This is a genomic window from Ekhidna sp. ABH4_415, assembly GCF_056161305.1.
Genome location: NZ_JBSWYW010000007.1, coordinates 317,311 through 337,027 on the forward strand (window position 1 = coordinate 317,311; position 19,717 = coordinate 337,027).

20 protein-coding genes and 3 tRNA genes are annotated in these 19,717 nt (G+C 40.2%); 15 read left to right on the plus strand and 8 right to left on the minus strand.

Annotated elements, in window-relative coordinates; translation table 11 throughout:
- Positions 1-34: 34 nt before the first annotated feature.
- The gene (locus ACXAH9_RS14345) at positions 35-601 is read right to left on the minus strand and encodes a helix-turn-helix domain-containing protein (RefSeq protein ID WP_474895543.1); all 567 of its coding nucleotides are present in this window, start codon (positions 599-601) and stop codon (positions 35-37) included.
- A gap of 119 nt (positions 602-720) precedes the next feature.
- Here ACXAH9_RS14345 and ACXAH9_RS14350 point away from each other — a divergent pair, with 119 nt between their 5' ends.
- The 3 genes from ACXAH9_RS14350 to ACXAH9_RS14360 are packed head-to-tail and all read left to right on the plus strand — an operon-like array spanning position 721 to position 4,195.
- Positions 721-1,170, plus strand: a complete 450-nt coding sequence (locus tag ACXAH9_RS14350) for a hypothetical protein (RefSeq protein ID WP_474895544.1) — start codon at positions 721-723, stop codon at positions 1,168-1,170.
- Between the two features lie 5 nt (positions 1,171-1,175).
- Positions 1,176-1,511 carry a PadR family transcriptional regulator gene (locus ACXAH9_RS14355; protein ID WP_474895545.1) on the plus strand — a complete coding sequence of 112 codons (336 nt, stop codon included), beginning with the start codon at positions 1,176-1,178 and terminating at the stop codon, positions 1,509-1,511.
- Complete coding sequence (locus ACXAH9_RS14360; protein ID WP_474895546.1) at positions 1,508-4,195, plus strand: ABC transporter permease; 2,688 nt, start codon at positions 1,508-1,510, stop codon at positions 4,193-4,195. Before ACXAH9_RS14355 ends, ACXAH9_RS14360 begins: the two co-directional genes overlap by 4 nt.
- Here ACXAH9_RS14360 and ACXAH9_RS14365 read toward each other — a convergent pair whose 3' ends face one another.
- The 3 genes from ACXAH9_RS14365 to corA all read right to left on the minus strand — a co-directional run bounded on the left by ACXAH9_RS14365 (position 4,196) and on the right by corA (position 6,844).
- Positions 4,196-4,777 (minus strand): methyltransferase domain-containing protein, encoded by a 582-nt coding sequence (locus ACXAH9_RS14365; protein ID WP_474895547.1) that lies wholly within the window; start codon positions 4,775-4,777, stop codon positions 4,196-4,198.
- A gap of 40 nt (positions 4,778-4,817) precedes the next feature.
- Positions 4,818-5,339: a mechanosensitive ion channel domain-containing protein gene (locus tag ACXAH9_RS14370; protein WP_474895548.1), complete on the minus strand. Its 522-nt coding sequence runs from the start codon at positions 5,337-5,339 to the stop codon at positions 4,818-4,820.
- 350 nt (positions 5,340-5,689) lie between these two features.
- Positions 5,690-6,844 (minus strand): magnesium/cobalt transporter CorA, encoded by a 1,155-nt coding sequence (gene corA, locus ACXAH9_RS14375; RefSeq protein WP_474895549.1) that lies wholly within the window; start codon positions 6,842-6,844, stop codon positions 5,690-5,692.
- Between the two features lie 102 nt (positions 6,845-6,946).
- Here corA and ACXAH9_RS14380 point away from each other — a divergent pair, with 102 nt between their 5' ends.
- Both ACXAH9_RS14380 and ACXAH9_RS14385 read left to right on the plus strand, forming a co-directional pair.
- On the plus strand, positions 6,947-7,492 hold the full coding sequence (locus ACXAH9_RS14380; protein WP_474895550.1) for a hypothetical protein: 546 nt from the start codon (positions 6,947-6,949) through the stop codon (positions 7,490-7,492).
- A 199-nt stretch (positions 7,493-7,691) separates the two neighbouring features.
- Complete coding sequence (locus ACXAH9_RS14385; protein WP_474895551.1) at positions 7,692-8,114, plus strand: c-type cytochrome; 423 nt, start codon at positions 7,692-7,694, stop codon at positions 8,112-8,114.
- Between the two features lie 127 nt (positions 8,115-8,241).
- Here the strand turns inward: ACXAH9_RS14385 and ACXAH9_RS14390 are convergent.
- Both ACXAH9_RS14390 and ACXAH9_RS14395 read right to left on the minus strand, forming a co-directional pair.
- Positions 8,242-8,319: transfer RNA gene (locus tag ACXAH9_RS14390), tRNA-Val, on the minus strand.
- 109 nt (positions 8,320-8,428) lie between these two features.
- A tRNA-Pro gene (locus ACXAH9_RS14395) sits at positions 8,429-8,503 on the minus strand.
- A gap of 209 nt (positions 8,504-8,712) precedes the next feature.
- Here ACXAH9_RS14395 and ACXAH9_RS14400 point away from each other — a divergent pair.
- Genes ACXAH9_RS14400 through ACXAH9_RS14420 form a run of 5 tightly spaced genes read left to right on the plus strand, consistent with a single transcriptional unit; the run spans position 8,713 to position 11,265 of the window.
- Positions 8,713-9,015, plus strand: a complete 303-nt coding sequence (locus tag ACXAH9_RS14400) for a hypothetical protein (RefSeq protein ID WP_474895552.1) — start codon at positions 8,713-8,715, stop codon at positions 9,013-9,015.
- A gap of 3 nt (positions 9,016-9,018) precedes the next feature.
- On the plus strand, positions 9,019-9,657 hold the full coding sequence (locus ACXAH9_RS14405) for a pyridoxamine 5'-phosphate oxidase family protein (protein ID WP_474895553.1): 639 nt from the start codon (positions 9,019-9,021) through the stop codon (positions 9,655-9,657).
- Positions 9,638-9,943, plus strand: a complete 306-nt coding sequence (locus tag ACXAH9_RS14410; RefSeq protein WP_474895554.1) for a GNAT family N-acetyltransferase — start codon at positions 9,638-9,640, stop codon at positions 9,941-9,943. Before ACXAH9_RS14405 ends, ACXAH9_RS14410 begins: the two co-directional genes overlap by 20 nt.
- A 2-nt stretch (positions 9,944-9,945) precedes the next feature.
- On the plus strand, positions 9,946-10,371 hold the full coding sequence (locus ACXAH9_RS14415; protein ID WP_474895555.1) for a (4Fe-4S)-binding protein: 426 nt from the start codon (positions 9,946-9,948) through the stop codon (positions 10,369-10,371).
- Positions 10,372-10,407: 36 nt separating this feature from the next.
- Positions 10,408-11,265: a putative phage abortive infection protein gene (locus ACXAH9_RS14420; RefSeq protein ID WP_474895556.1), complete on the plus strand. Its 858-nt coding sequence runs from the start codon at positions 10,408-10,410 to the stop codon at positions 11,263-11,265.
- A 1-nt stretch (position 11,266) separates the two neighbouring features.
- On the opposite strand, the gene ACXAH9_RS14425 is transcribed toward ACXAH9_RS14420, so the two are convergent.
- Together ACXAH9_RS14425 and ACXAH9_RS14430 are read right to left on the minus strand one after the other, a co-directional pair.
- On the minus strand, positions 11,267-13,186 hold the full coding sequence (locus ACXAH9_RS14425) for a DUF3179 domain-containing (seleno)protein (protein WP_474895557.1): 1,920 nt from the start codon (positions 13,184-13,186) through the stop codon (positions 11,267-11,269).
- Positions 13,187-13,685: 499 nt separating this feature from the next.
- A tRNA-Met gene (locus ACXAH9_RS14430) sits at positions 13,686-13,759 on the minus strand.
- Between the two features lie 137 nt (positions 13,760-13,896).
- Here ACXAH9_RS14430 and ACXAH9_RS14435 point away from each other — a divergent pair.
- From ACXAH9_RS14435 to trxB, 5 genes are all read left to right on the plus strand, one after another.
- On the plus strand, positions 13,897-14,283 hold the full coding sequence (locus tag ACXAH9_RS14435) for an START-like domain-containing protein (protein WP_474895558.1): 387 nt from the start codon (positions 13,897-13,899) through the stop codon (positions 14,281-14,283).
- 61 nt (positions 14,284-14,344) lie between these two features.
- Positions 14,345-16,063 (plus strand): LptF/LptG family permease, encoded by a 1,719-nt coding sequence (locus ACXAH9_RS14440; protein ID WP_474895559.1) that lies wholly within the window; start codon positions 14,345-14,347, stop codon positions 16,061-16,063.
- A gap of 38 nt (positions 16,064-16,101) precedes the next feature.
- Complete coding sequence (gene rpsO, locus ACXAH9_RS14445; RefSeq protein ID WP_350221777.1) at positions 16,102-16,371, plus strand: 30S ribosomal protein S15; 270 nt, start codon at positions 16,102-16,104, stop codon at positions 16,369-16,371.
- A gap of 84 nt (positions 16,372-16,455) precedes the next feature.
- On the plus strand, positions 16,456-18,615 hold the full coding sequence (pnp, locus tag ACXAH9_RS14450) for a polyribonucleotide nucleotidyltransferase (RefSeq protein ID WP_474895560.1): 2,160 nt from the start codon (positions 16,456-16,458) through the stop codon (positions 18,613-18,615).
- 109 nt (positions 18,616-18,724) lie between these two features.
- A complete protein-coding gene (gene trxB / locus ACXAH9_RS14455; protein WP_474895561.1) occupies positions 18,725-19,675 on the plus strand; it encodes a thioredoxin-disulfide reductase in 951 nt (316 codons plus the stop codon).
- Positions 19,676-19,717: the final 42 nt, after the last annotated feature.

Here is a 19,717-nt window from a genome sequence, read left to right on the forward strand (position 1 = left end):
AGTATTTTGGTAGTCCCTTATATCATTGTGATAATTACAACTTGTCTAATGATTGCCTTTGTGGCTTTTGTTGCCTCTTGAATTGAGTAGGAGTGAGACCAGTCTCTTTTTTAAATTGAGCGGATAGGTGTGCGACTGAGCTGTAGTTCATCTGGTAAGCGATTTGCGAAAGGTTAAGCTGATCGTAGATGATCAACTCCTTCACCCGTTCGATCTTTTGTTTGGTGATGAACTTCTCGATTGTAATACTTTCAACGGAGGAAAAAAGCTTGCTCAATGTTGAATAATCTTTTCCTAATTTGCCTGATAGGAAGGTGGAGAAATTTACCTTAAGAGGTTCATTCGAGTAATGGATCTGTTCGATGATCAGCCCTTTGATATTGCTTATGATCGCTGAGGTTTTGTCTTCAAGTAATTCAAATCCTTTTTCTTTTAGAAGTGGTTCAAGGTTCGATTTTTGGGTTTTATCTAGTGGTCTTTTAATAATAGCTTCACCCAACGATACACGTTCAAACCCTACATTGGCATCATTTAGCGCTCTCTTCACTGCCTCGATACATCGGGGACAAACCATATTTTTAATGTGAATCACTGCATCCATGTAATCAAATTACAAAATTTGTTAAGCTATTGTTTCATTAACATGCTTTAACATATTTCTTGTACAAATACACAACCAAATTTTTAACTTGTGCGTTTGTACAACAAATCAAACTCAAAATGAAGGCATTATTTTATTCACTACTATTAGGAGCTACGATATCAGCCTCTGCCCAACAAACCGGCAAACAATCACTTGCTCAACTGAAAGAAAGCCCGGCTGGGTCGAAGATTATCTGGTTTTTTGATGCTGTTAAATCCGGAGGTATCTCAGATGAATCGATTGAAAAATATTTTTCTCCAAAGCTCATTGAGAAAATGGGAGCTGATCAGTTAATGGGTGCTTTTGATAATATAAAAATGAACGATGGTATATTAATTATGTATCAGGCAGATCGCAAGAATATGACCGAATACAAGATGATTGTCAAGGGTACTAAATCAAATGAATGGATGGAAATGGGATTCTATTTCGAAGGTGAAAGACCATATAGAATCGCCGGATTTACGATTGATTCGACGCAAGGATCATTTGACTCGCTTAAACCTATATATCCAAAATCAAACTAACACTTATGAGAGGAGAACACTTAGGCGAATTGGAAGAGCTGATTTTACTTACTGTAGGTTCATTGACAACCGAGGCTTATGCCGTGGCTATACTGGACGAGATTGTAAATAACACGAATCGTAAAATGGATGTAACTGCTGTTCATTCTGTATTGAGAAGGCTGGAGAAGAAGGGCTTTGTAACTTCCGAGATGGGAGGTGCTACAAGTGACAGAGGAGGAAGGCGCAAGCGCTTTTTCACTCTTACCAAAGCCGGTAGAAGAGTGCTGGATGAGACCATGGAACTTCGACTGGCTTTGTATCAGAAAATGCCCAAACTCACATTTGCTGTTTTGCCATGACATACAATCCTCCAAAGTGGGCTGATCGGTTTCTTGCATGGTTTTGTGACGATAGGCTGATTGAAGATTTACAGGGAGACTTGTATGAGCTTTATATAAAACGTCGAGCCCAAAGCGGAAAGCTTCTGGCTAATATCTTATATGTATGGTGGGTTCTCCGCTCATTTCGATTATCTGCATTGAAAAGGAATCAAAAACTCAATAACTCATTTATGACTATGACTAAGAATAACTTTAAAATAGCGCTGCGTGTGCTATGGAGGGATAAATTCAATTCCTCGTTGAATCTTTTAGGGCTAATGATTGGGATTACCTGCTTCCTGCTACTTGGCTTTTATGTAAAACAGGAGGTTAGTTTTGATCAGTTTCATGCTAAAAAGGATCGTATCTACAGAAGCTGGTTAAAGGAAGATTATGGTGAAGGTCAGATCTTTTTTAACTCACATACTCCACTGCGGTTTGAATCGCTTTTTGAAGATAACTTTCCGGAAGTAGAAAGTTCAGTTCAATACATTTTGTCAAATTTCCTGGTAGGACGAGGAGAAAACAGGATCAACGAATCTGTAGCTATCATCAGTCCTGACTTCTTTGAAGTATTTGATTTTCAATTAATCGAAGGCGATAAGGAAAGACCGTTACCTACGCTCAACGATATCATTATTTCTCAGGAGTACGCCAGAAAATACTTCGGCGATAATGACCCAATGGGTAAAACATTGTCATTACAGATTGGAAAGGACATCAAAGACTTTAATGTCTCTGGCATTTTTAAAGACATCCGGTACGAATCTAGTATCAATTTCGATTTAGCTATATCAACGGAAAACAATCGAACACTATTTAGTGAACGAGCAATGAATGCATGGTTTAATGTGGTTGCAGAAACCTATGTGTTATTAAAAGAAGGAGCCAGTATTGAAAATGTGAATAATAAAATGCAGGATGTTGTGCTCAGCCAAATGGGAGATGTGGGTTATGGAGATGAGGCAATGCAACGAGATCAATACAACATAGGAATGCAGCCCCTAACAGACATCCACCTTAATCCGGACATCCCTCTAGGAAATGCTCCGGTAGCAAATCCACAATACGTCTTCATCTTAGGTACAATCGGATTGTTGGTTCTCATAATCGCATGTATCAACTATACCACTTTGTCCACTGGTCAGTCACTCAGAAGGTCGAAAGAAGTGGGAATTAGAAAAGTATTGGGCGCATATAAAAAGACGTTGGTTTATCAGTACCTCAGTGAGAGCATCTTGTTAACGATCATCGCGATGCTTATTGGAGCAACGATTTCCTATTTATTGATCCCAACATTCAACAGACTTACGGGTACAGAGATTTACCTTCAATTCGAATGGTGGCATGCTGGAATTTATGCACTCCTTGCCTTAATCATAGGGGCCATTGCGGGATCTTACCCAGCATTGATTCTTTCAGGCTTTAAGACCATAAACATCCTTCGTGGTGGCAGTCAATCTGGAGGAAAGATGACAGCTAAAAAAGGAATGGTTGTTTTTCAATTTCTGATTACTGTGTTTCTGATTACAACCACACTTATTATGAGGAAGCAGATCAATTATCTGCAGGAAAAGGATTTAGGAATAAATTATGAAGCCGTCATCTCCACTCAGCTGCAAGCCAGCCCTTCCGCCCAGCGTTTATCAGAAAGGATTACTTCCGGATTTGAAAATGGGCAGTTGCTACAAGCCAGGTTGGAAAAATATCCGGAGATTTCAGAGGTAGCAATGGGGACCCATGTATTTGGAACAAGTGGGTGGGCTCATCTGGCTTATACTGACGATAAGGGTGTCTTTCGGTGGTTTAGGTTGCTTTGTGTGGACGCCAATTATCTTAAAACCTTTGATATCGATATCCTTGAGGGTCGTGGCTTTGAGGAGGGGAACGGACTGGACATGAGGCAATCTGTTATTCTAAACAAATCAGCAGTTGAGCATTTTGGATTGAAAAACCCACTTGGGGCAAAATTGCCTGGCGATGAATTTGGCGATCATCAGATCATTGGAGTGACTGATGATTTTCATTATTCCTCCTTACATTCCGAAGTAGAGCCATTGGTTATTGTGATGAATCCAATGCCCATATTAATGGGAGTCTCAGATGGCGATTTCCTTGATTCACCAATACCTAAATTAGTGTTTAGCTACAATGGCTCCAATTTATCCGATGGAACGGATATCCTAAAAAAAGAGTGGGAAGCACTCTTTCCAAATGAAAGCTGGAATTTTAATTTCATAGATGAGCAAATTGCAGCTCAGTATGCAAGCGAAACCAGAATGAATAAGCTTGTTACCATCGCTACAGTTTTATCCATTGTCATAGCAAGTTTAGGTTTATTAGGTCTTTCAATGCTTGTAGTAAATAGCAAGGTGAAAGAGATTGGAATAAGAAAAGTAATGGGAGCTTCACCTACCTCAATCTTTCGGTTATTAGCAAAGGGATTTTCTATTCAGCTATTGATTGCAATTGTACTTTCTATTCCGATCACTATATATATGATGAATAAGTGGTTAGATAATTTTGCCTATCGTACATCGATAGGAGCATGGCTGTTTGTTCTTAGCAGTATTGTTGCATTATTGATTGCCTTTTTGGTCATCAGTTATCATACGATGAGAGCTACACGAATCAATCCGGTAGAATCGTTGAGAACAGAGTAATTATAATTTTATCGAGTAGATCTTAATGGTTGGATCAAACGTGTCAGCTATATCATCAATATGTAGCTGACATTTTTTTATCAGTCCTTCCATGTAGCCATTTTGGCAATACTCTCGATAGTTACGATAATGGGATGTAAATCGCTGGTCCAGCCACATCAAAAATTGCTGTTTTCGATTTTGAGGAGGCGCAAAAGCGCAGATGATCAATCGGTCGGAATAAGTGGTTGTTGACTTCAGGATTTGAGCTGCAAGCTCTTGAGGAAGTACATGAAAGAAGAGGCATGCGGTAGCATGTGTGAAATGCGCTTTTGGTTTAAAATGCTGATCGATCATCAGGTGTTCGAATGATAGATTAGCGATGTTCAAATCCTTCGTTCGATTATGAGCATACTTGATGAGCGTTTTTGAGCCATCCACACCCAGGCCAAGTTCAATCTTTGTATTTGCTCGTATAAGGAAGTCTCCTGAACCACAACCCAGATCAATCACACGATCCTCCGGATCCAGCATATTTATCATTTGCTCCCGAATTGGAATCAGGTATTTGTCGGAAGTGTGAGATTTTATCCAGCCCTTCATTGAAGATTTATTGTTCTAACAAGAAGAGGTTTGGATACCACTATTTCGGTTTTTTCACCTTCACAATTTGCTGGAAAAATACATTATTGGGAACAGTGAAAATGCCGTCTTTATCCTGAAGCTTGGTATAAATCATACCGATATCAATTACTTTCCCTGTCACTTCTTTTTCTACGAGTACCAATGTATCTGTGATTTTGAAAGGGTTTATGGTATAAATGATGATTCCCGCAACTATGTTGCTGAGGATACTCCAGATGGCAAAGAACCCAATGGCGATCACACCAAGGATACTCCCAATAGAAACCCACAGATTATTAAGGTCTCCTCCCCAGATAATTACGAGAAGCAAGATCACAAAAGTGTAAAGGGCCCCCATGATTATTCGCTTAGTTGCCGCGGTACGATTTGGATCGTAGGAGAATTTAGTAGCAAGTCTCCTCAGGCTTTTTTTGATTATCAACCTGGATGCCAGAAATAAAATGAAGATGACAAGAGTAATAGCAAGCTGTACTAAATTATTGGTTTCTAGCTTGTCAATAAGAGTTGTGAGTTGATCCATAAAGTAAAGTTAGCATTGAAGGAAGCAGAATTACCTTATGATTAAAATAAAAAAAGACTACCCAAAATGAGTAGCCTTTTTGAAAGCAGAAATTAAATGTTTGACAGTGGTAAACTTTTTGGTTTAGCCTAAGAGGATATTTACTACTACTAGTGCAAGAGCTAAACCGACGGTGCATATCACAAAGCTCTTATTGATGAATCCTTTTTGTTCCTTGGTTAATTGAAGTAAAGCCATGGGGGTAATTGTTAGTTTGTGAATATGAAATAAGCTAATTCAAGGACCAACTGCAATTTTGTTCGTTGAAGCAAGATGGTTTGTAGACAATACCCTAAATATCAAAGATTAGCCTATAGCCAATCCTTGCGTTTGAAGTAAATGATCATGCCTATAAAGATGAAAACCATCACACCCCACACGATGAAATAGCCGTTTCTGTACTCTAACTCAGGCATATACTCGAAATTCATCCCGTAGATTCCTGCAATGAATGTGAGTGGAATGAAAATAGTGGCCACCGTCGTTAGCACTTTCATTGTTTCATTCATCTTCTGACTCAGAGAAGCATAGTATATATTGGTTAAGCTTTCCAGTGACCGTGTTGTTGAGTCAACTTCCTCTAGTGCGTTTGCGCAACTCATTTTCAAATCGTTGATGTACTTAACATTGCTTTTTTGGAAAAATGATGTGCGATTATTGAGTATGTAGTTGATGGATTCGAAAAATGGATTTAAAGATTTTTTAATCAGGTCAGCTCTTTTCTTACTTCTTTCCAGTTCAAATAAAGTTTCTTGCTTTGGGTTTTGATAGACATCCTTTTCAAGTTGAGCAATATCTTCATTAATGTCTTCAATAGTCTCAAAATAGTTATCCAGAATAGCATCCAATAGTTGGATGAGAAGGTAATCGGATGACCGTTTTCTCACAAAACCAACACCTTCACGGATTTTATACCTGATATCATCAAAATGATCACTTTCTTTTTCCTGAAAAGAGATCACATAGTTTTTGCCTAAAACAAAGGAGAGCTGTTCAACATCCAGTTGATCTTCCTCATCCAGCAAAATAGACCGGATGTTAAAAAAAAGATAATCATCAAACTCCTCAACCTTTGGTCGCTGTGTGGTATCCAGCAAATGCCTTACAGAGAGACGATCCATTCTCATTAAGTCGGCAAGTTCCTGGATCAGGTCTACTTCATGCAAGCCGTGAATATTCAGCCAATAGATGTGTGAATCCCCGATGTTGGCCATTGGGCTGAAATCTTTTTCCTGTAATTCCTGAATTTCATTTTCATTGAAAGTGAAAAGCTGTACCTTGACTTCTTCCAGTTTCTTTTCACCAATAAAAGTGATCTCGGCTTTTCCTTTAGATTTTGCTTTTAGATCGGCGTACATGTTCACAGGTGTCAGTGTAAGCTCTGTTAGCGTCTTTAAACCTGTCAACAGAAGTTTATCAGGTCTCACCAAATCAATAGGCTTGATTTTTTTCAGCTTTTTTCTCATACCACCAAATTAGCCGATTGCTTTAGAAAAAAGAAAAGTTGAATAGTTGGCTCTTTCGTTTGAAACATTGTTTTTGAAAAGCCAGTTATAGCTATCAAAGCTATGAGCGAAAAAGAAATAGTTCAAGAACGCCTGCAGGAGAAGCAGCGGATGGTCAATGCGAGCAAGTACATGACCAAACTATTCATTGTCACCAGTTCACTCATTTTCATAACCCTCCTTATTGTATGGGTGTTACAAAAGCTTCCGGATCTTATTATTCCAACTATCTATGAAGTAGCCACCTGGTTTATATTAGTCAGTAGCGCATTGATTGTGATGAGTCAGCTGAAGATCAGGGAAGATGAAATAGAAAAAGCTTTTCGTTTCACAGGCTTGGGTTTGTTCTTCGGATTGCTGTTTTCAGTCCTTCAGGTAATTGGGTGGCAGGAATTGCTCAGCTCCAATTTGTCATTCAGGAATATACTATTCCCATTTGCACTTATTCATTTCATTCATGTAATGGTAGGAATGATATTACTGGCTTCTGTTTTTCGAAAAATCAGGGAGTACAGGGTACATTCTAAATCTCGTCAATACGCCTACAATGTCTTTATATTCTGGCATTTTCTGGGAGGCGTGTGGTTGGTATTTATTTTTTTAGGGTGAAATACATACTCGTTAAACACAGTTCAATCTTCTTGGAGACCAGAGGGTCAGTAGCTAGATGAGACCAGTCAAGTTATTAAATAGAGCACTCAGGTTTCAACATCAATAATGATTTACATCAATAGGTGATCTAGCGTTTGTCATTGCTCCCTTCTTGCTAATGGCAGAACTTGCTTGGAATAATCAAACTTTGGATGCCATGAATCATTCCAGTATTTCTTCATTTTCATCAATTCTGATGATTTTATTAATGCTATTTTCATTCACAGTTAGTGCTCAGGAAGCACAAACGCCATGGGTAGCACCACCGGAAGCTGATGAGTTATCAAATCCCTTAAAAGACAAAGAGTCTGCCTTAAAGCTGGGTGAGAAAATATATACAGCTGAATGTGTCGTTTGCCATGGAAAGTATGGAAACGCAGAGACAGATATATCCAAAACGATGGAGCAGAAGCCTAAAAACTTCACGAAAGAAGACTTCATGAAACAAACAGATGGAGCTATTTTCTGGAAACTTTCAGAAGGACGAGGATTGATGCAGCCATTCAAAACCATGCTGACAGACGAAGAAATTTGGAGTGTGGTAATGTATGTAAAAGAACTGGCGCAGAAGGAGGATTAGTGTAGGCCATGAACTGAATTATTCATACGCGCACAGCATGCCGCACGCTCCTTCATGAAGCTTCGCTTTCGAACTAACTGGTTCTCATCCAATTTCTAAAGTATAAAGCCAGACATATGTCTGGCTATGGTGGGAAGTACTGGATTCGAACCAGCGACCCCCGCCCTGTCAAGGCGGTGCTCTAAACCAACTGAGCTAACTTCCCTGAATGTATTGTATTAAACCAACTGAGCCAATGCCCATAAGAAGGCTAAAATAGTCTATTAGAAATATTTAAAAATAAAAAAAGGGAGCAATTTGCTCCCTTAATCTTGTCGGGGTGGCAGGATTCGAACCTGCGACCCCCTGGTCCCAAACCAGGTACACTAACCGGACTGTGCTACACCCCGAACATTAAAAATCCATCATAAGATGGATGCCCGTTCCGAAAACGGAACGCAAATGTAGAAATTCAATTTTTATTTTTAAGCATCACGATGATTTTTTTTAAAGAAAATAGATCTTCTTTTTTTCGACATCATTTCTGTATCAATTATGAAATACAGAATCATGGAATTATTTACTTTTAAATTCAATTCAATCAACTAAAGTAAAACTTATGAAAAAGATTAAATACTTAGCATTTATCGGTCTTATTGGGTTGTCAACATTAACGGCAACAGCCACTGAAACTGATCCAAAAACAACAGATCCACAAGAAAAAGTAGAGCAGCTGGAAAACAGGGTTCATCAAATATGGGAAATGGATTTCTCAGACATGGATAAGGAGCAAAAGACTGCACTGAGGAAAGAGGTGAAAGAAATAAAAAAAGAATTGAAAGAGCATGGGCTAGATAGCAAAGTATCTATCTCTATTGGTGCCATCATCATCATTTTATTGCTGTTGATTTTGCTTACCTAAATAATGGTAAATACAATACCATCACGGTACCCGAGTAGAGGTATTCAAGACAAAGATGCCTTATATCAGATCATTGATGAAGGTCTTTTTTGTACCATTGCTTTCAATCGAGAGGGAGTGCCTCACCAGATCCCTACTGGATTTACCAGAGTCGATGATCATTTATATATTCATGCATCTGCAAAGAGTGGATTCATGGAAAGTATTATTGATCAGGTGGTGAGCTTTTCAATTACTCACCTAGATGCACTTATCCTGTCACCCACTGCATTTGATCACTCTTTTAATTATCGTTCCGTTATTGGCTTTTCCCGGGTGGAAGAGATCACTGATCCAGATAAAAAGCTAAAGTTCTTTAATAATTTCACTGACCGATACATTCCTGGTCGAATAGCAGATATAGGAGAGCCATCACCAGAGCAAGTAGCTATTACGAAAATAGCAAGACTATCTCTAAAAAATGCGGCAGCTAAAGTGCGAACGGGTGATGTAAATATGAAGCTGGATAACGAAAGTCCTTGGTGTGGTGTAATCCCTATGGAGTACAGGTATGGAGCACCGATGGTTGATGATCAGATTGGGAATGAACGCGAATTACCAGAATATATAAAGCAACTAATTGATGGATCTGGCAAGTCTTAAAACCGAAAACAATACTGAGGAGCAACGCTTCATGCTGCAGTTTGAAGACTCAGCAGCCTTTATCGATTACAAAATTGGGAAAAGGGGAGCGGTGTATCTCATTCATACAGAAGTGCCCGATGAACTGGAAGGCCAGGGTATGGGCCATAAACTGGTCAGGGAGTCACTGGATATGATTGAAAAGGATGATTTAAAGATTATTCCCTTGTGCCCTTTTGTGAAGTCCTTCATTAAAAATCACCGTTCAGATTATGAGCATTTATTGGCAGAAGGTGCTAAATTGTAGGTATGGCTGAAAAAATAAAAGAATACGAAAGTGAGGAACTAACGGTAGTATGGAAGCCGGAGAAGTGCATCCATTCAGAAGTTTGCTTTAAAGGACTTCCGGATGTATTTGATCCGAATGCCAGACCGTGGGTAAATGTTAAAGGAGAGAACGATCAACGAATTAAAGAGCAGATTGATAGGTGTCCATCCGGTGCATTGTCCTACAAGCTCAAGCATGATGCTCAATCAGATGATTCGATTGAGGAGGAGCAAATAGTAGAAGTGGTGAAGAGCGGGCCTTTGATGGTTTACGGGAATATTAAAGTAAAACATCATGATGGATCCGAAACATCCAAACATCGGGTTACCGCATTTTGCAGGTGTGGAGCCTCATCCAACAAACCCTACTGTGATGGATCGCACAAAAAGATTGAATTTGAAGGATAACATTTAGCTTTAACCCGTAAATCCTAATCAGCTAGCATGAAACTCAAAAAACCTAACCTAAACTGGGGAGATATATTCGCTAATCTTCTTGCGCTTTGCGCATTTGCCGCTATCGGCCTGGGACTATGGCTATGCTACATTTTCATCATAAAAATGAATGGCTTTAGTGAGGAGATCTGGCAGGACCGCACGCTTCTGGGGATGGCTGGAGAATTTCTTGGAGGAACCGTCGGACCTATTTGGGCATTGGCAGGTGTGATCCTTTTCTTTTTGGCACTTATTTATCAAAAGCGGGAACTTGTACTTCAGCGGATGGAGCTTCAAGAGAGCAGAAAGATTATGGAAGATCAATCGCAAACTATTGCCATTCAGCAATTTGAAAATACATTCTTTCAGCTTCTGAATTTTCACATCAATGCGGCAAACCACATCCGCAACACCAAGATCAACGCGAAGGCAAAATCACAAAACGCTTTCGATGAATTATATATGGATTTTAAGCGGGAAACAGATAAACTTAAGAAAAGAAGAAAGACTGATGCTGGTGGGTTGAGCCCGTCTGATGAGTCGTTTGAGAATACTTTTATTGCTGTTTTTGAGGGCTATAAAAATACCTTTCAGCATTACCTGGAAAATTACAAGGCCCTTCTTTTATTTATAAAGAGTAAAAGCCACGATCCATCTTTTTACTACAACATAGTAAAGTCACATTTCACTGAACAAGAGGTGCAGGTGCATTTCTATTATATCATTCTGGTTTCCAAAAACAAAGAATTGATTGAGGTGATTGAGAAATATCACTTATTTCAGAAATTGAATGAAAGAGCGATTGCAGATGTGGATCCGTATCATCTGAAAAAAGTAGATGATCAGGCGTTTAAAAAAGAAGATTAATTCAATCTTTATATACAGCTGTCTCGGGATGAAATGCATACCATGCAAACCAGAACAATACCGTGGACTTAACACCTTTATTCCAATCGTCAGCTGATAACCAAGCTCTGTTTGTCTCTTTGCTGAAGTAGATCGTTATTGGTTCCCCGGCAATAGTATCGCTGACTTTACCACTGGATTTCTTTAATTCAGAAAAAGGGTAAGCCTTATATGAACCCTGGTGAGTAATTCCAATTACCAATTCCTTGTTGTTGATTTTGTCATTTTGCTTTATAACCGGGAACATCAGTTGTTCACTATTCAAATAGTCACTGTATAAATCTTTTTCATAATCAAAAGAAAAGCCTGTTTCTTGAGCTCCCAACGTAGTATTCGGATTTAGGTTTTTCCATTGCCCCCAGGTCATTCGATCAGTGGAAATTTGCTCCAGCTCTTTTCCGGAAAATGGTCCCGAAACAGCCTTACCCATCAGTTGAGACCATAGCGATTCGGTTTGATGATCATACAAGAGTACATCCGAATTGTAAAGCAACCCTGAGATGCCAAATGTCAGCAACTCCTCTTCGATCTGGCTGGCGAATGATGCGCCACTACCACACAAAGGGCAGAACGTAACCACAACTGGCATTTTGCCAAGCGTATCATTGATGGCCTCATGAAAGTTGAGCACTTTAATAGGGTAGGCCCGCGACTGACCATTTTGCTTAACACCTAAAACTTCTTTATTAGCAGGCTGGCTTACATCCTTTTTTGAGACTGAAGGTAAATTCAAGGAACGGATTCCATCTCGCGGAACACCTCCATCCATGATCTCATCTTTTGGAATGATCAGATTGGATAATACAAATCCTTTTAAGGTGTCAGGCGGAGGCATTGTGTTTTCAGGCTCACCTGATTTTCGTTTTTTGAGACGAGTCGGCAGGTAGTCGTGTGGCAGCCAGTGTCCAACTCTCTCAACATTTGCCCAATACCCAAAGTCTTGTAGCCCGGGATTCTGCGCATTTCCCTGCTCATCAATTTGAATTTTTTGATTGCATAATAAATAAGAAACCTGCCCTGACTCATGTACTGGAGAGGTGTGATGCATTTTCGTGGGATCTTTTTCTTTCAAATAAACCACTTTGATATACCCTTCAAAATCAAGCCACCATTCTCCATTTACGTGATTAACCAGCTTATTAGGGTTCATCGCTTTGACCGTGATAAATGAATTAGTTTGACGGTCATATGTTGTTATATAGACCCTAAAGCCTTCAGAACGGGTGATTTTATGTACCAGTGAGAATAGAAAATGCCTCTTGGATCCAAAAAATGCTTTTTCTCTGTTGCTAACATAATTCCCCTCAAGACTTGTGAAGAAAGGTTTTCCCTGGTATGTTGAAAGAAGACCCTTGTTGACAAATGATTCCAGGATAAAATTGATTTCGTAACCGGTGTAATCATTCACGATTTTCAAAGGATCACTGGCACTTGCTACTAATGCTCCGGCTTTCCTTTCATAGTTTATGACCCAGGGGTTGGTAATTTCGATTTGTCTAACAATTCGGGAAACACCGAATAGTTCATCTTTAAATTTATTGTGACTCTTTTTCCAAAACCGGTCAGGTTTGGTTTGTACTGAAATATCTTCGAGGCTGGTTACCCTTTCTTTTAAAAAGATCGTCGTATTGGATGAATTCACCTCTGCTAACCTATCCTCGTAGGAAACATGTGTGATCAATATCAGGGGTTGAGTATTTCCTGAAGATTCGAAACTAAACTTTCCTTCTTCATTAGTAATAGTACCCTGATTTGAATTCACTAATTGTATGGAGGCATAAGCAATGGGAGAACGGTCTGAAGCGTCTAAAACAACTCCAGAAATTTGTGCGGATAAATGGTGGAGTAACCCAAATAGTATGATTGGTATCAAAACTCTCATGTACTTTGTAAGAACGGATTCTTTTAATAAAAAGGTTGTCAGCGGGAAAACATTCGGATAGGATGATCGAATGATTAAGTAGCGAGGATCAGCATCGACCGGGGTGGCGCTCCACCTGCCGATCTCCGGGTTATGAGTAAGGCTGGAAATAAAAAAAGCAGCTCTAAAAGCTGCTTTTGTGTAGTAGCGAGGATCAGCATCGACCGGGGTGGCGCCCCACCTGCCGATCTCCGGGTTATGAGTAAGGCTGGAAATAAAAAAAGCAGCCCTAAAAGCTGCTTTTGTGTAGTAGCGAGGGTCAGCATCGACCGGGGTGGCGCTCCACCTGCCGATCTCCGGGTTATAAGTAAATCTGGAAATAAAAAAAGCAGCCCTAAAAGCTGCTTTTGTGTAGTAGCGAGGGTCAGCATCGACCGGGGTGGCGCTCCACCTGCCGACCTCCGGTTTATAAGTAAGGCTGGAAATAAAAAAAGCAGCCCTAAAAGCTGCTTTTGTGTAGTAGCGAGGAGCAGAATCGAACTGCCGACCTCCGGGTTATGAATCCGACGCTCTAACCATCTGAGCTACCTCGCCATGAATTTTGGGGTGTTAATTCAATCAGAAATCTGATGCACCCCTCAAAAAGGAACGCAAATCTATAAAAGATTTCTTTTCTGCCATGGGCTTGTTGAAATAGATTTTTTTTTTACCTTATCAAAAATTTCACCGGTATGGCAAAGTATAAATATGTAGGGGAGTTTGAATTCAACGCATCGAAGAAGATGCTTTATCCATATTTCAGTACAGCATCTGGCTTAGCCCAATGGTTTGCCGACGATGTGAACATCAACAATGAGGATAAAGTGTATACTTTTATCTGGGATGGAGATGAAACAAAAGCCAAGCTGACGTCAAACAGAACTAATCACCATGTACGGTTTGATGTAGTTGACGAAGAAGACGATGATAACAATTACTTCGAATTCAAAATCGATGTGAATGAGCTCACCCAGTCTGTTTACGTTCGAATCACTGACTACTCTGATATGGATGAAGAGGAGGCGAGTGAATTATGGGAAACATTGATTCATGACCTGAAAGAGATTGTAGGCGGCTGATTTTCAGGCTGAAATCTGGTACCTTTCTTGCTAGCATCCTATTCTCTAATTTTGCACACCTATGAGAATGAGAAAGTTGGATGTCTTGATGCTGAAGTCCTTCATTGGACCTTTTTTACTTACTACTGCAGTAGCCAACTTCATTCTGCTCTTACAGTACATGCTCAAGTACTTCGATGATTTCGTAGGAAAAAATCTGGGCTTTTCTGTTTTTGCTGAATTGATATTTTACTTTTCACTTAATATGCTTCAAGTGGCATTGCCATTGGGTGTATTGCTCGCTTCTCTCATGACCTTTGGTAATCTTGGAGAGCAGTTTGAGTTGACGGCAATCAAAAGCTCTGGAATATCACTCCTGCGAACGCTAAGGCCTATCTTCCTTTTTGTGATAGTATTATCAGTCGGGGCATATTTTTTCAACAACTTCACCATTCCGGCAGCTAACCTGAAGGCTTACAGTCTTCTTTACGACATCAAGCATACCAAACCTGCTTTGGATATTAAATCAGGGACATTTTATAATGGAATTCCCAACTACAGCATAAAAGCGAAAGATAAACTCCCAGACGGGAAAACACTGCTCGATGTAATCATCTACGATCATTCTTCAGGAAGGGGAAATAAGACGGTGATTCTTGCAGACTCCAGTTTGATGTATACGTTTATGGACGACCGTTATCTCAAACTCGAGATGTACAACGGTCACTACTATTCAGAAGAATCAAAATCACAGAGTGAGATCGATCGGTTTTATCGTACTGAATATGATCGGATGGACATGGTATTTAGTCTGGCTTCTTTTGATCTAAAGCGTAGAAAAGAGGAGCTGTTTCAGAACAACCGTCAGATGAAGAATATTTCCGAGTTGTCTCACGATGTTGACTCGTTTAAAAACCAGGTGGTTAGACAAAAAGCGAACTTCATACAAACCACCAGACGGCATTTTGAGTATCACATGCTGAATAAAAAGTTAATCGATAAAAAAGGAACCATTGAATTGGATAGTGCAGACATGAAGAGAAGGGACTCTATCATGAACAGTCCGGTTCGTGCTTCTATTTTTCCCATTTCTCTGCTAACTCAGCAAAAACAAAAAATTAAACCTAAAGAACACAAACGGAAACCACAGCTAATTGCTGAGCCGGATACTGTTATTAAGGAGATAAGTGAAGAGTTGCTAAAGTCAGAAAGAAAACTTACCGATTCAAGGAAAAAAAGAGTCAATAATAGTCCTAAACCGTTCCAATTGGAAGCGTCAAAGATTGATACACTTCAGTGGAGCCATGTAGATAACTACCTGGATGATAAATTGAGAAATAGAAAACCAATCTATTCTGAGGCTCTTAATAAAGCCAGAAATATCAAGGTCAATATAAATTCAACCAAAACAAGGCTTTATCAATATCAGCGAGATGTGAATTTATATACGATTGAGATGCAGAAGAAGTATGCACAGGCTTTGGCTTGTATATTGATGTTTTTGATAGGCGCTCCTCTTGGAGCAATCATAAAGAAAGGTGGATTGGGGGTTCCGACCATTCTGGCCATTTTCTTTTTCATTATTTACTACGCATTTACCAGCATTGGAGAGAAGCAAGCTAAGTCTGGAGTGATGGATCCATATCTTGCTTCATGGATGTCTGATATGATCCTTTTGCCTTTTGGTCTATACTTTTTGAAGCAGGCACGGGTAGATGCACGATTATTTGAAGTTGATGCTTATCGGGTAGGTATAGAAAAGCTTAGGCGTAGATTTGCTCGGAATAAGAACAAAGCGTAAATTTGCGCTTCAATAAAAAGAGGTAGAAGATTTTTAGAATGTATCTAGCAAAAGAAAAAAAGGAAGAAATTTTTAAAGAGCACGGTAAGTCAGCTACAGACACAGGGTCTGCTGAAGGTCAAATCGCATTGTTCACTCATCGAATCAACCACCTGACTGACCATTTAAAAACTCAGAAAAAAGACCATGCATCACGATTAGGTCTTTTAAAGCTAGTAGGTAAGAGAAGAAGACTTCTTGATTACTTACACAAAAATGATATCGAGCGATATCGTAGCATTATTGCTAAGCTTAACATCAGAAAATAAAAAATTAAGGGGGATCAAATTTCTGATTCCCTTTTTTGATTGTAAACACCCAGGGGCAAAACGTGTCCCTTTTATTAATTTATTATGAATGTAATTACTAAAACCTTCCAACTATCAGACGGCAGGGAAGTATCCATCGAAACAGGAAAACTTGCGAAACAAGCGGATGGATCTGTCGTAGTGACAATGGGAAATGCCAAGCTCTTGGCAACTGTGGTTTCTTCGAAAGAAGCCAAAGAAGGAGTGGACTTTTTGCCACTCTCTGTTGATTATCAGGAAAAATTTGCGGCTGCCGGAAAGATTCCAGGCGGCTTTTTGAAACGAGAAGGAAAACTATCTGACTATGAAGTACTGATCTGCCGATTGGTAGACCGTGCACTTCGACCATTATTTCCATCTGACTATCATTCTGACACACAAGTGTTTATTCAGCTGATTTCAGCTGACAAAGATGTAATGCCGGATGCACTAGCTGCATTGGCTGCATCAGCTGCAATCTCTGTGTCTGACATTCCATTTGGAGGCCCAATCTCTGAGGTACGAGTGGTAAAAGTAGATGGAGAGTATAAAGTAAATCCAACTCCGGAGGAGATGGAGAAAGCCACGCTTGACCTAATTGTTGCCGGTACTGCCGATAACATCATGATGGTGGAGGGTGAGTCTAAAGAAGTAGATGAGTCTGAAATGCTGGAAGGCATCAAGAAGGCTCACGAAGAAATCAAGGTTCAGTGTGCTGCACAGGAAGAACTGGCCAAAGAAGCTGGAACGACTGAAAAGCGTGAATACGATCACGAACCAAAAGACGAGGAGCTTAAAGCATCTATGCACAAAGCAGTTTATCAAAAGCTGTACGACGTAGCTGCTAAGAAGAACCCTAATAAAGCTGAGAGAAAAGAGGCTTTCAAAGCGGTATACGAAGAATACATAGCGCAATTTACTGAAGAGCAGCTTGAAGAAATGGATGATTTCCTACTTGGAAAATATTTCCATGATATTGAAAAAGAAGCTGTTCGGAACTTTGTGCTTGACTCCAAAGAAAGAATTGACGGACGTCAGCCGGATGAGATCAGACCTATCTGGTCAGAGGTGGATTACTTGCCTTCAGCACACGGATCAGCGGTATTCACCAGGGGTGAGACTCAGTCATTAACCTCAGTAACACTAGGTACTAAGCTGGATGAGCAGATGATTGATGGAGCAATGATCTCCGGATACAACAAATTCATCCTTCACTACAACTTCCCTGGTTTCTCAACCGGAGAAGTAAGACCAAACAGAGGTCCTGGACGTAGGGAAGTAGGACACGGTAACCTTGCTATGAGAGCATTGAAGCCGATGATCCCAACCGAAGAAGAAGGTAACCCTTACACGTTGAGAGTGGTATCGGATATCCTTGAGTCCAATGGCTCATCATCAATGGCAACTGTGTGTGCAGGTACAATGGCACTAATGGATGCAGGTATAAAATTGAAGCGTCCGGTTTCTGGTATTGCAATGGGTATGATCTCTGATTCCGAAACAGGTAAGTACGCCATTCTTTCTGATATCCTTGGAGATGAAGATCACTTGGGTGACATGGACTTCAAAGTAACAGGAACCACAGAAGGTATCACTGCATGTCAGATGGACATCAAGGTAGATGGTCTTTCATACGATGTGCTTGCTGAAGCCTTAGACCAGGCGAAAAAGGGAAGGTTACATATCCTTGGTGAAATGGCGAAGACCATTACAGAGCCAAGAACTGAGCTTAAGTCTCATGCACCACGAATGGAGCAACTACGAATTGATCGAGAGTTGATTGGTGCAGTAATTGGGCCTGGTGGAAAGATCATTCAGGAGATTCAAAAAGAGTCTGGTGCTACAGTAAACATCGAAGAAGATGAAAAAGGTGGTAAAGTGAGCATCTTCGCTGTAGATGGCGATTCATTGAACAACGCTTTGGCACGAATTAAAGCCATCGTTCAGCAACCTGAGGTAGGCGAGGTGTACGATGGTAAAGTGAAATCAATCATGCCATTTGGTGCGTTCGTTGAATTCCTTCCTGGAAAAGATGGATTGCTTCATATCTCTGAAATCAAGTGGGAGCGCGTAGAAAACGTGTCTGATGTGATGGAAGAGGGAGAAGAGATAAAAGTGAAGTTGATTGATATAGATAAGAAGACAGGCAAGTTTAAGCTTTCCAGAAAAGTATTACTTCCTCGTCCTCCAAAACCAGAGAAGCAGGAAGAGAAAGCTGAAGGGTAAGCTTCAGGACACTTTTGAATTTTTTATATGCCCAAGTGGCACAAAAGCTAATAAGATGGTGTTCTGATTCGGAACACCATTTTTTTATAATAAGATTAGATAAATAAAGATGTCAACAGAACGAGTAAAAGTATTAATCATAGGATCAGGCCCAGCAGGATTTACTGCTGCAGTTTATGCTGCAAGAGCAGGATTGAAGCCAGTTCTATATCAGGGCGGTCAGCCCGGAGGCCAGCTTACAATCACCAATGATGTTGAAAATTACCCGGGTTACCCTGACGGAGTGATGGGTCCTCAGATGATGGTGGATTTTCAGAAGCAGGCTGAGCGTTTTGGAACAGATGTTCGAAGCGGAATGGTGACGGCAGTTGATTTTAGTGGGTGGCCACACAAAGTTACTGTTGATGAAAAGACTGAAATCGAAGCTGAAGCGGTGATTATTTCAACCGGAGCATCTGCAAAATGGCTTGGACTAGAAAGTGAACAGCGACTCAACGGAAAAGGTGTTTCTGCCTGCGCGGTGTGTGATGGTTTCTTCTTTAGAGGTCAGGATGTAGTGATCGTTGGGGCTGGAGATACCGCAGCAGAGGAAGCTAGCTACCTTTCCAAGATTGTAAATAAAGTGTACATGCTTGTTCGAAGAGATGAAATGCGAGCTTCTAAAATTATGCAGCAGCGAGTGAAAAATGCGCCTAATATTGAGATCCTTTGGAATACAGAAACCAAAGAAGTATTGGGAGATGAAGAAGTGAGTGGTGTGAAAGTTGTAAATAATCAAACCGGAGAAGAGCGATTGATTGAAGCACAAGGATTCTTTGTGGCGATTGGACACAAGCCAAATACAGATATTTTCAAAAGTTGGTTGGATATGGATGAGCAAGGGTATATAAAAACCATTCCAGGCACATCAAAAACTAACATTCCGGGTGTATTTGCTACAGGTGATGCGCAAGATAAAATCTATCGTCAGGCAGTGACTGCTGCCGGAACCGGATGTATGGGAGCGCTGGATGCTGAGAAGTGGATTGCAGAGAAAGAAGTGGAGATGCAGGAAGCTTAAGTTTAGCAACATAATGTATAAAAAATGCCTTGCGATATTCGC

What these genes read in the sequence shown, in the direction of transcription:
- pnp (WP_474895560.1), top strand. Translation starts at nt 16,456, where the DNA reads ATGAATGTAATTACTAAAACCTTCCAACTATCAGACGGCAGGGAAGTA.
- ACXAH9_RS14420 (WP_474895556.1), top strand. Translation starts at nt 10,408, where the DNA reads ATGAAACTCAAAAAACCTAACCTAAACTGGGGAGATATATTCGCTAAT.
- ACXAH9_RS14400 (WP_474895552.1), top strand. Translation starts at nt 8,713, where the DNA reads ATGAAAAAGATTAAATACTTAGCATTTATCGGTCTTATTGGGTTGTCA.
- ACXAH9_RS14360 (WP_474895546.1), top strand. Translation starts at nt 1,508, where the DNA reads ATGACATACAATCCTCCAAAGTGGGCTGATCGGTTTCTTGCATGGTTT.
- corA (WP_474895549.1), bottom strand. Translation starts at nt 6,844, where the DNA reads ATGAGAAAAAAGCTGAAAAAAATCAAGCCTATTGATTTGGTGAGACCT.
- ACXAH9_RS14350 (WP_474895544.1), top strand. Translation starts at nt 721, where the DNA reads ATGAAGGCATTATTTTATTCACTACTATTAGGAGCTACGATATCAGCC.
- trxB (WP_474895561.1), top strand. Translation starts at nt 18,725, where the DNA reads ATGTCAACAGAACGAGTAAAAGTATTAATCATAGGATCAGGCCCAGCA.
- ACXAH9_RS14410 (WP_474895554.1), top strand. Translation starts at nt 9,638, where the DNA reads ATGGATCTGGCAAGTCTTAAAACCGAAAACAATACTGAGGAGCAACGC.
- ACXAH9_RS14405 (WP_474895553.1), top strand. Translation starts at nt 9,019, where the DNA reads ATGGTAAATACAATACCATCACGGTACCCGAGTAGAGGTATTCAAGAC.
- ACXAH9_RS14380 (WP_474895550.1), top strand. Translation starts at nt 6,947, where the DNA reads ATGAGCGAAAAAGAAATAGTTCAAGAACGCCTGCAGGAGAAGCAGCGG.
- ACXAH9_RS14385 (WP_474895551.1), top strand. Translation starts at nt 7,692, where the DNA reads ATGAATCATTCCAGTATTTCTTCATTTTCATCAATTCTGATGATTTTA.
- ACXAH9_RS14370 (WP_474895548.1), bottom strand. Translation starts at nt 5,339, where the DNA reads ATGGATCAACTCACAACTCTTATTGACAAGCTAGAAACCAATAATTTA.
- ACXAH9_RS14440 (WP_474895559.1), top strand. Translation starts at nt 14,345, where the DNA reads ATGAGAATGAGAAAGTTGGATGTCTTGATGCTGAAGTCCTTCATTGGA.
- ACXAH9_RS14355 (WP_474895545.1), top strand. Translation starts at nt 1,176, where the DNA reads ATGAGAGGAGAACACTTAGGCGAATTGGAAGAGCTGATTTTACTTACT.
- ACXAH9_RS14345 (WP_474895543.1), bottom strand. Translation starts at nt 601, where the DNA reads ATGGATGCAGTGATTCACATTAAAAATATGGTTTGTCCCCGATGTATC.
- rpsO (WP_350221777.1), top strand. Translation starts at nt 16,102, where the DNA reads ATGTATCTAGCAAAAGAAAAAAAGGAAGAAATTTTTAAAGAGCACGGT.
- ACXAH9_RS14415 (WP_474895555.1), top strand. Translation starts at nt 9,946, where the DNA reads ATGGCTGAAAAAATAAAAGAATACGAAAGTGAGGAACTAACGGTAGTA.
- ACXAH9_RS14435 (WP_474895558.1), top strand. Translation starts at nt 13,897, where the DNA reads ATGGCAAAGTATAAATATGTAGGGGAGTTTGAATTCAACGCATCGAAG.
- ACXAH9_RS14365 (WP_474895547.1), bottom strand. Translation starts at nt 4,777, where the DNA reads ATGAAGGGCTGGATAAAATCTCACACTTCCGACAAATACCTGATTCCA.
- ACXAH9_RS14425 (WP_474895557.1), bottom strand. Translation starts at nt 13,186, where the DNA reads ATGAGAGTTTTGATACCAATCATACTATTTGGGTTACTCCACCATTTA.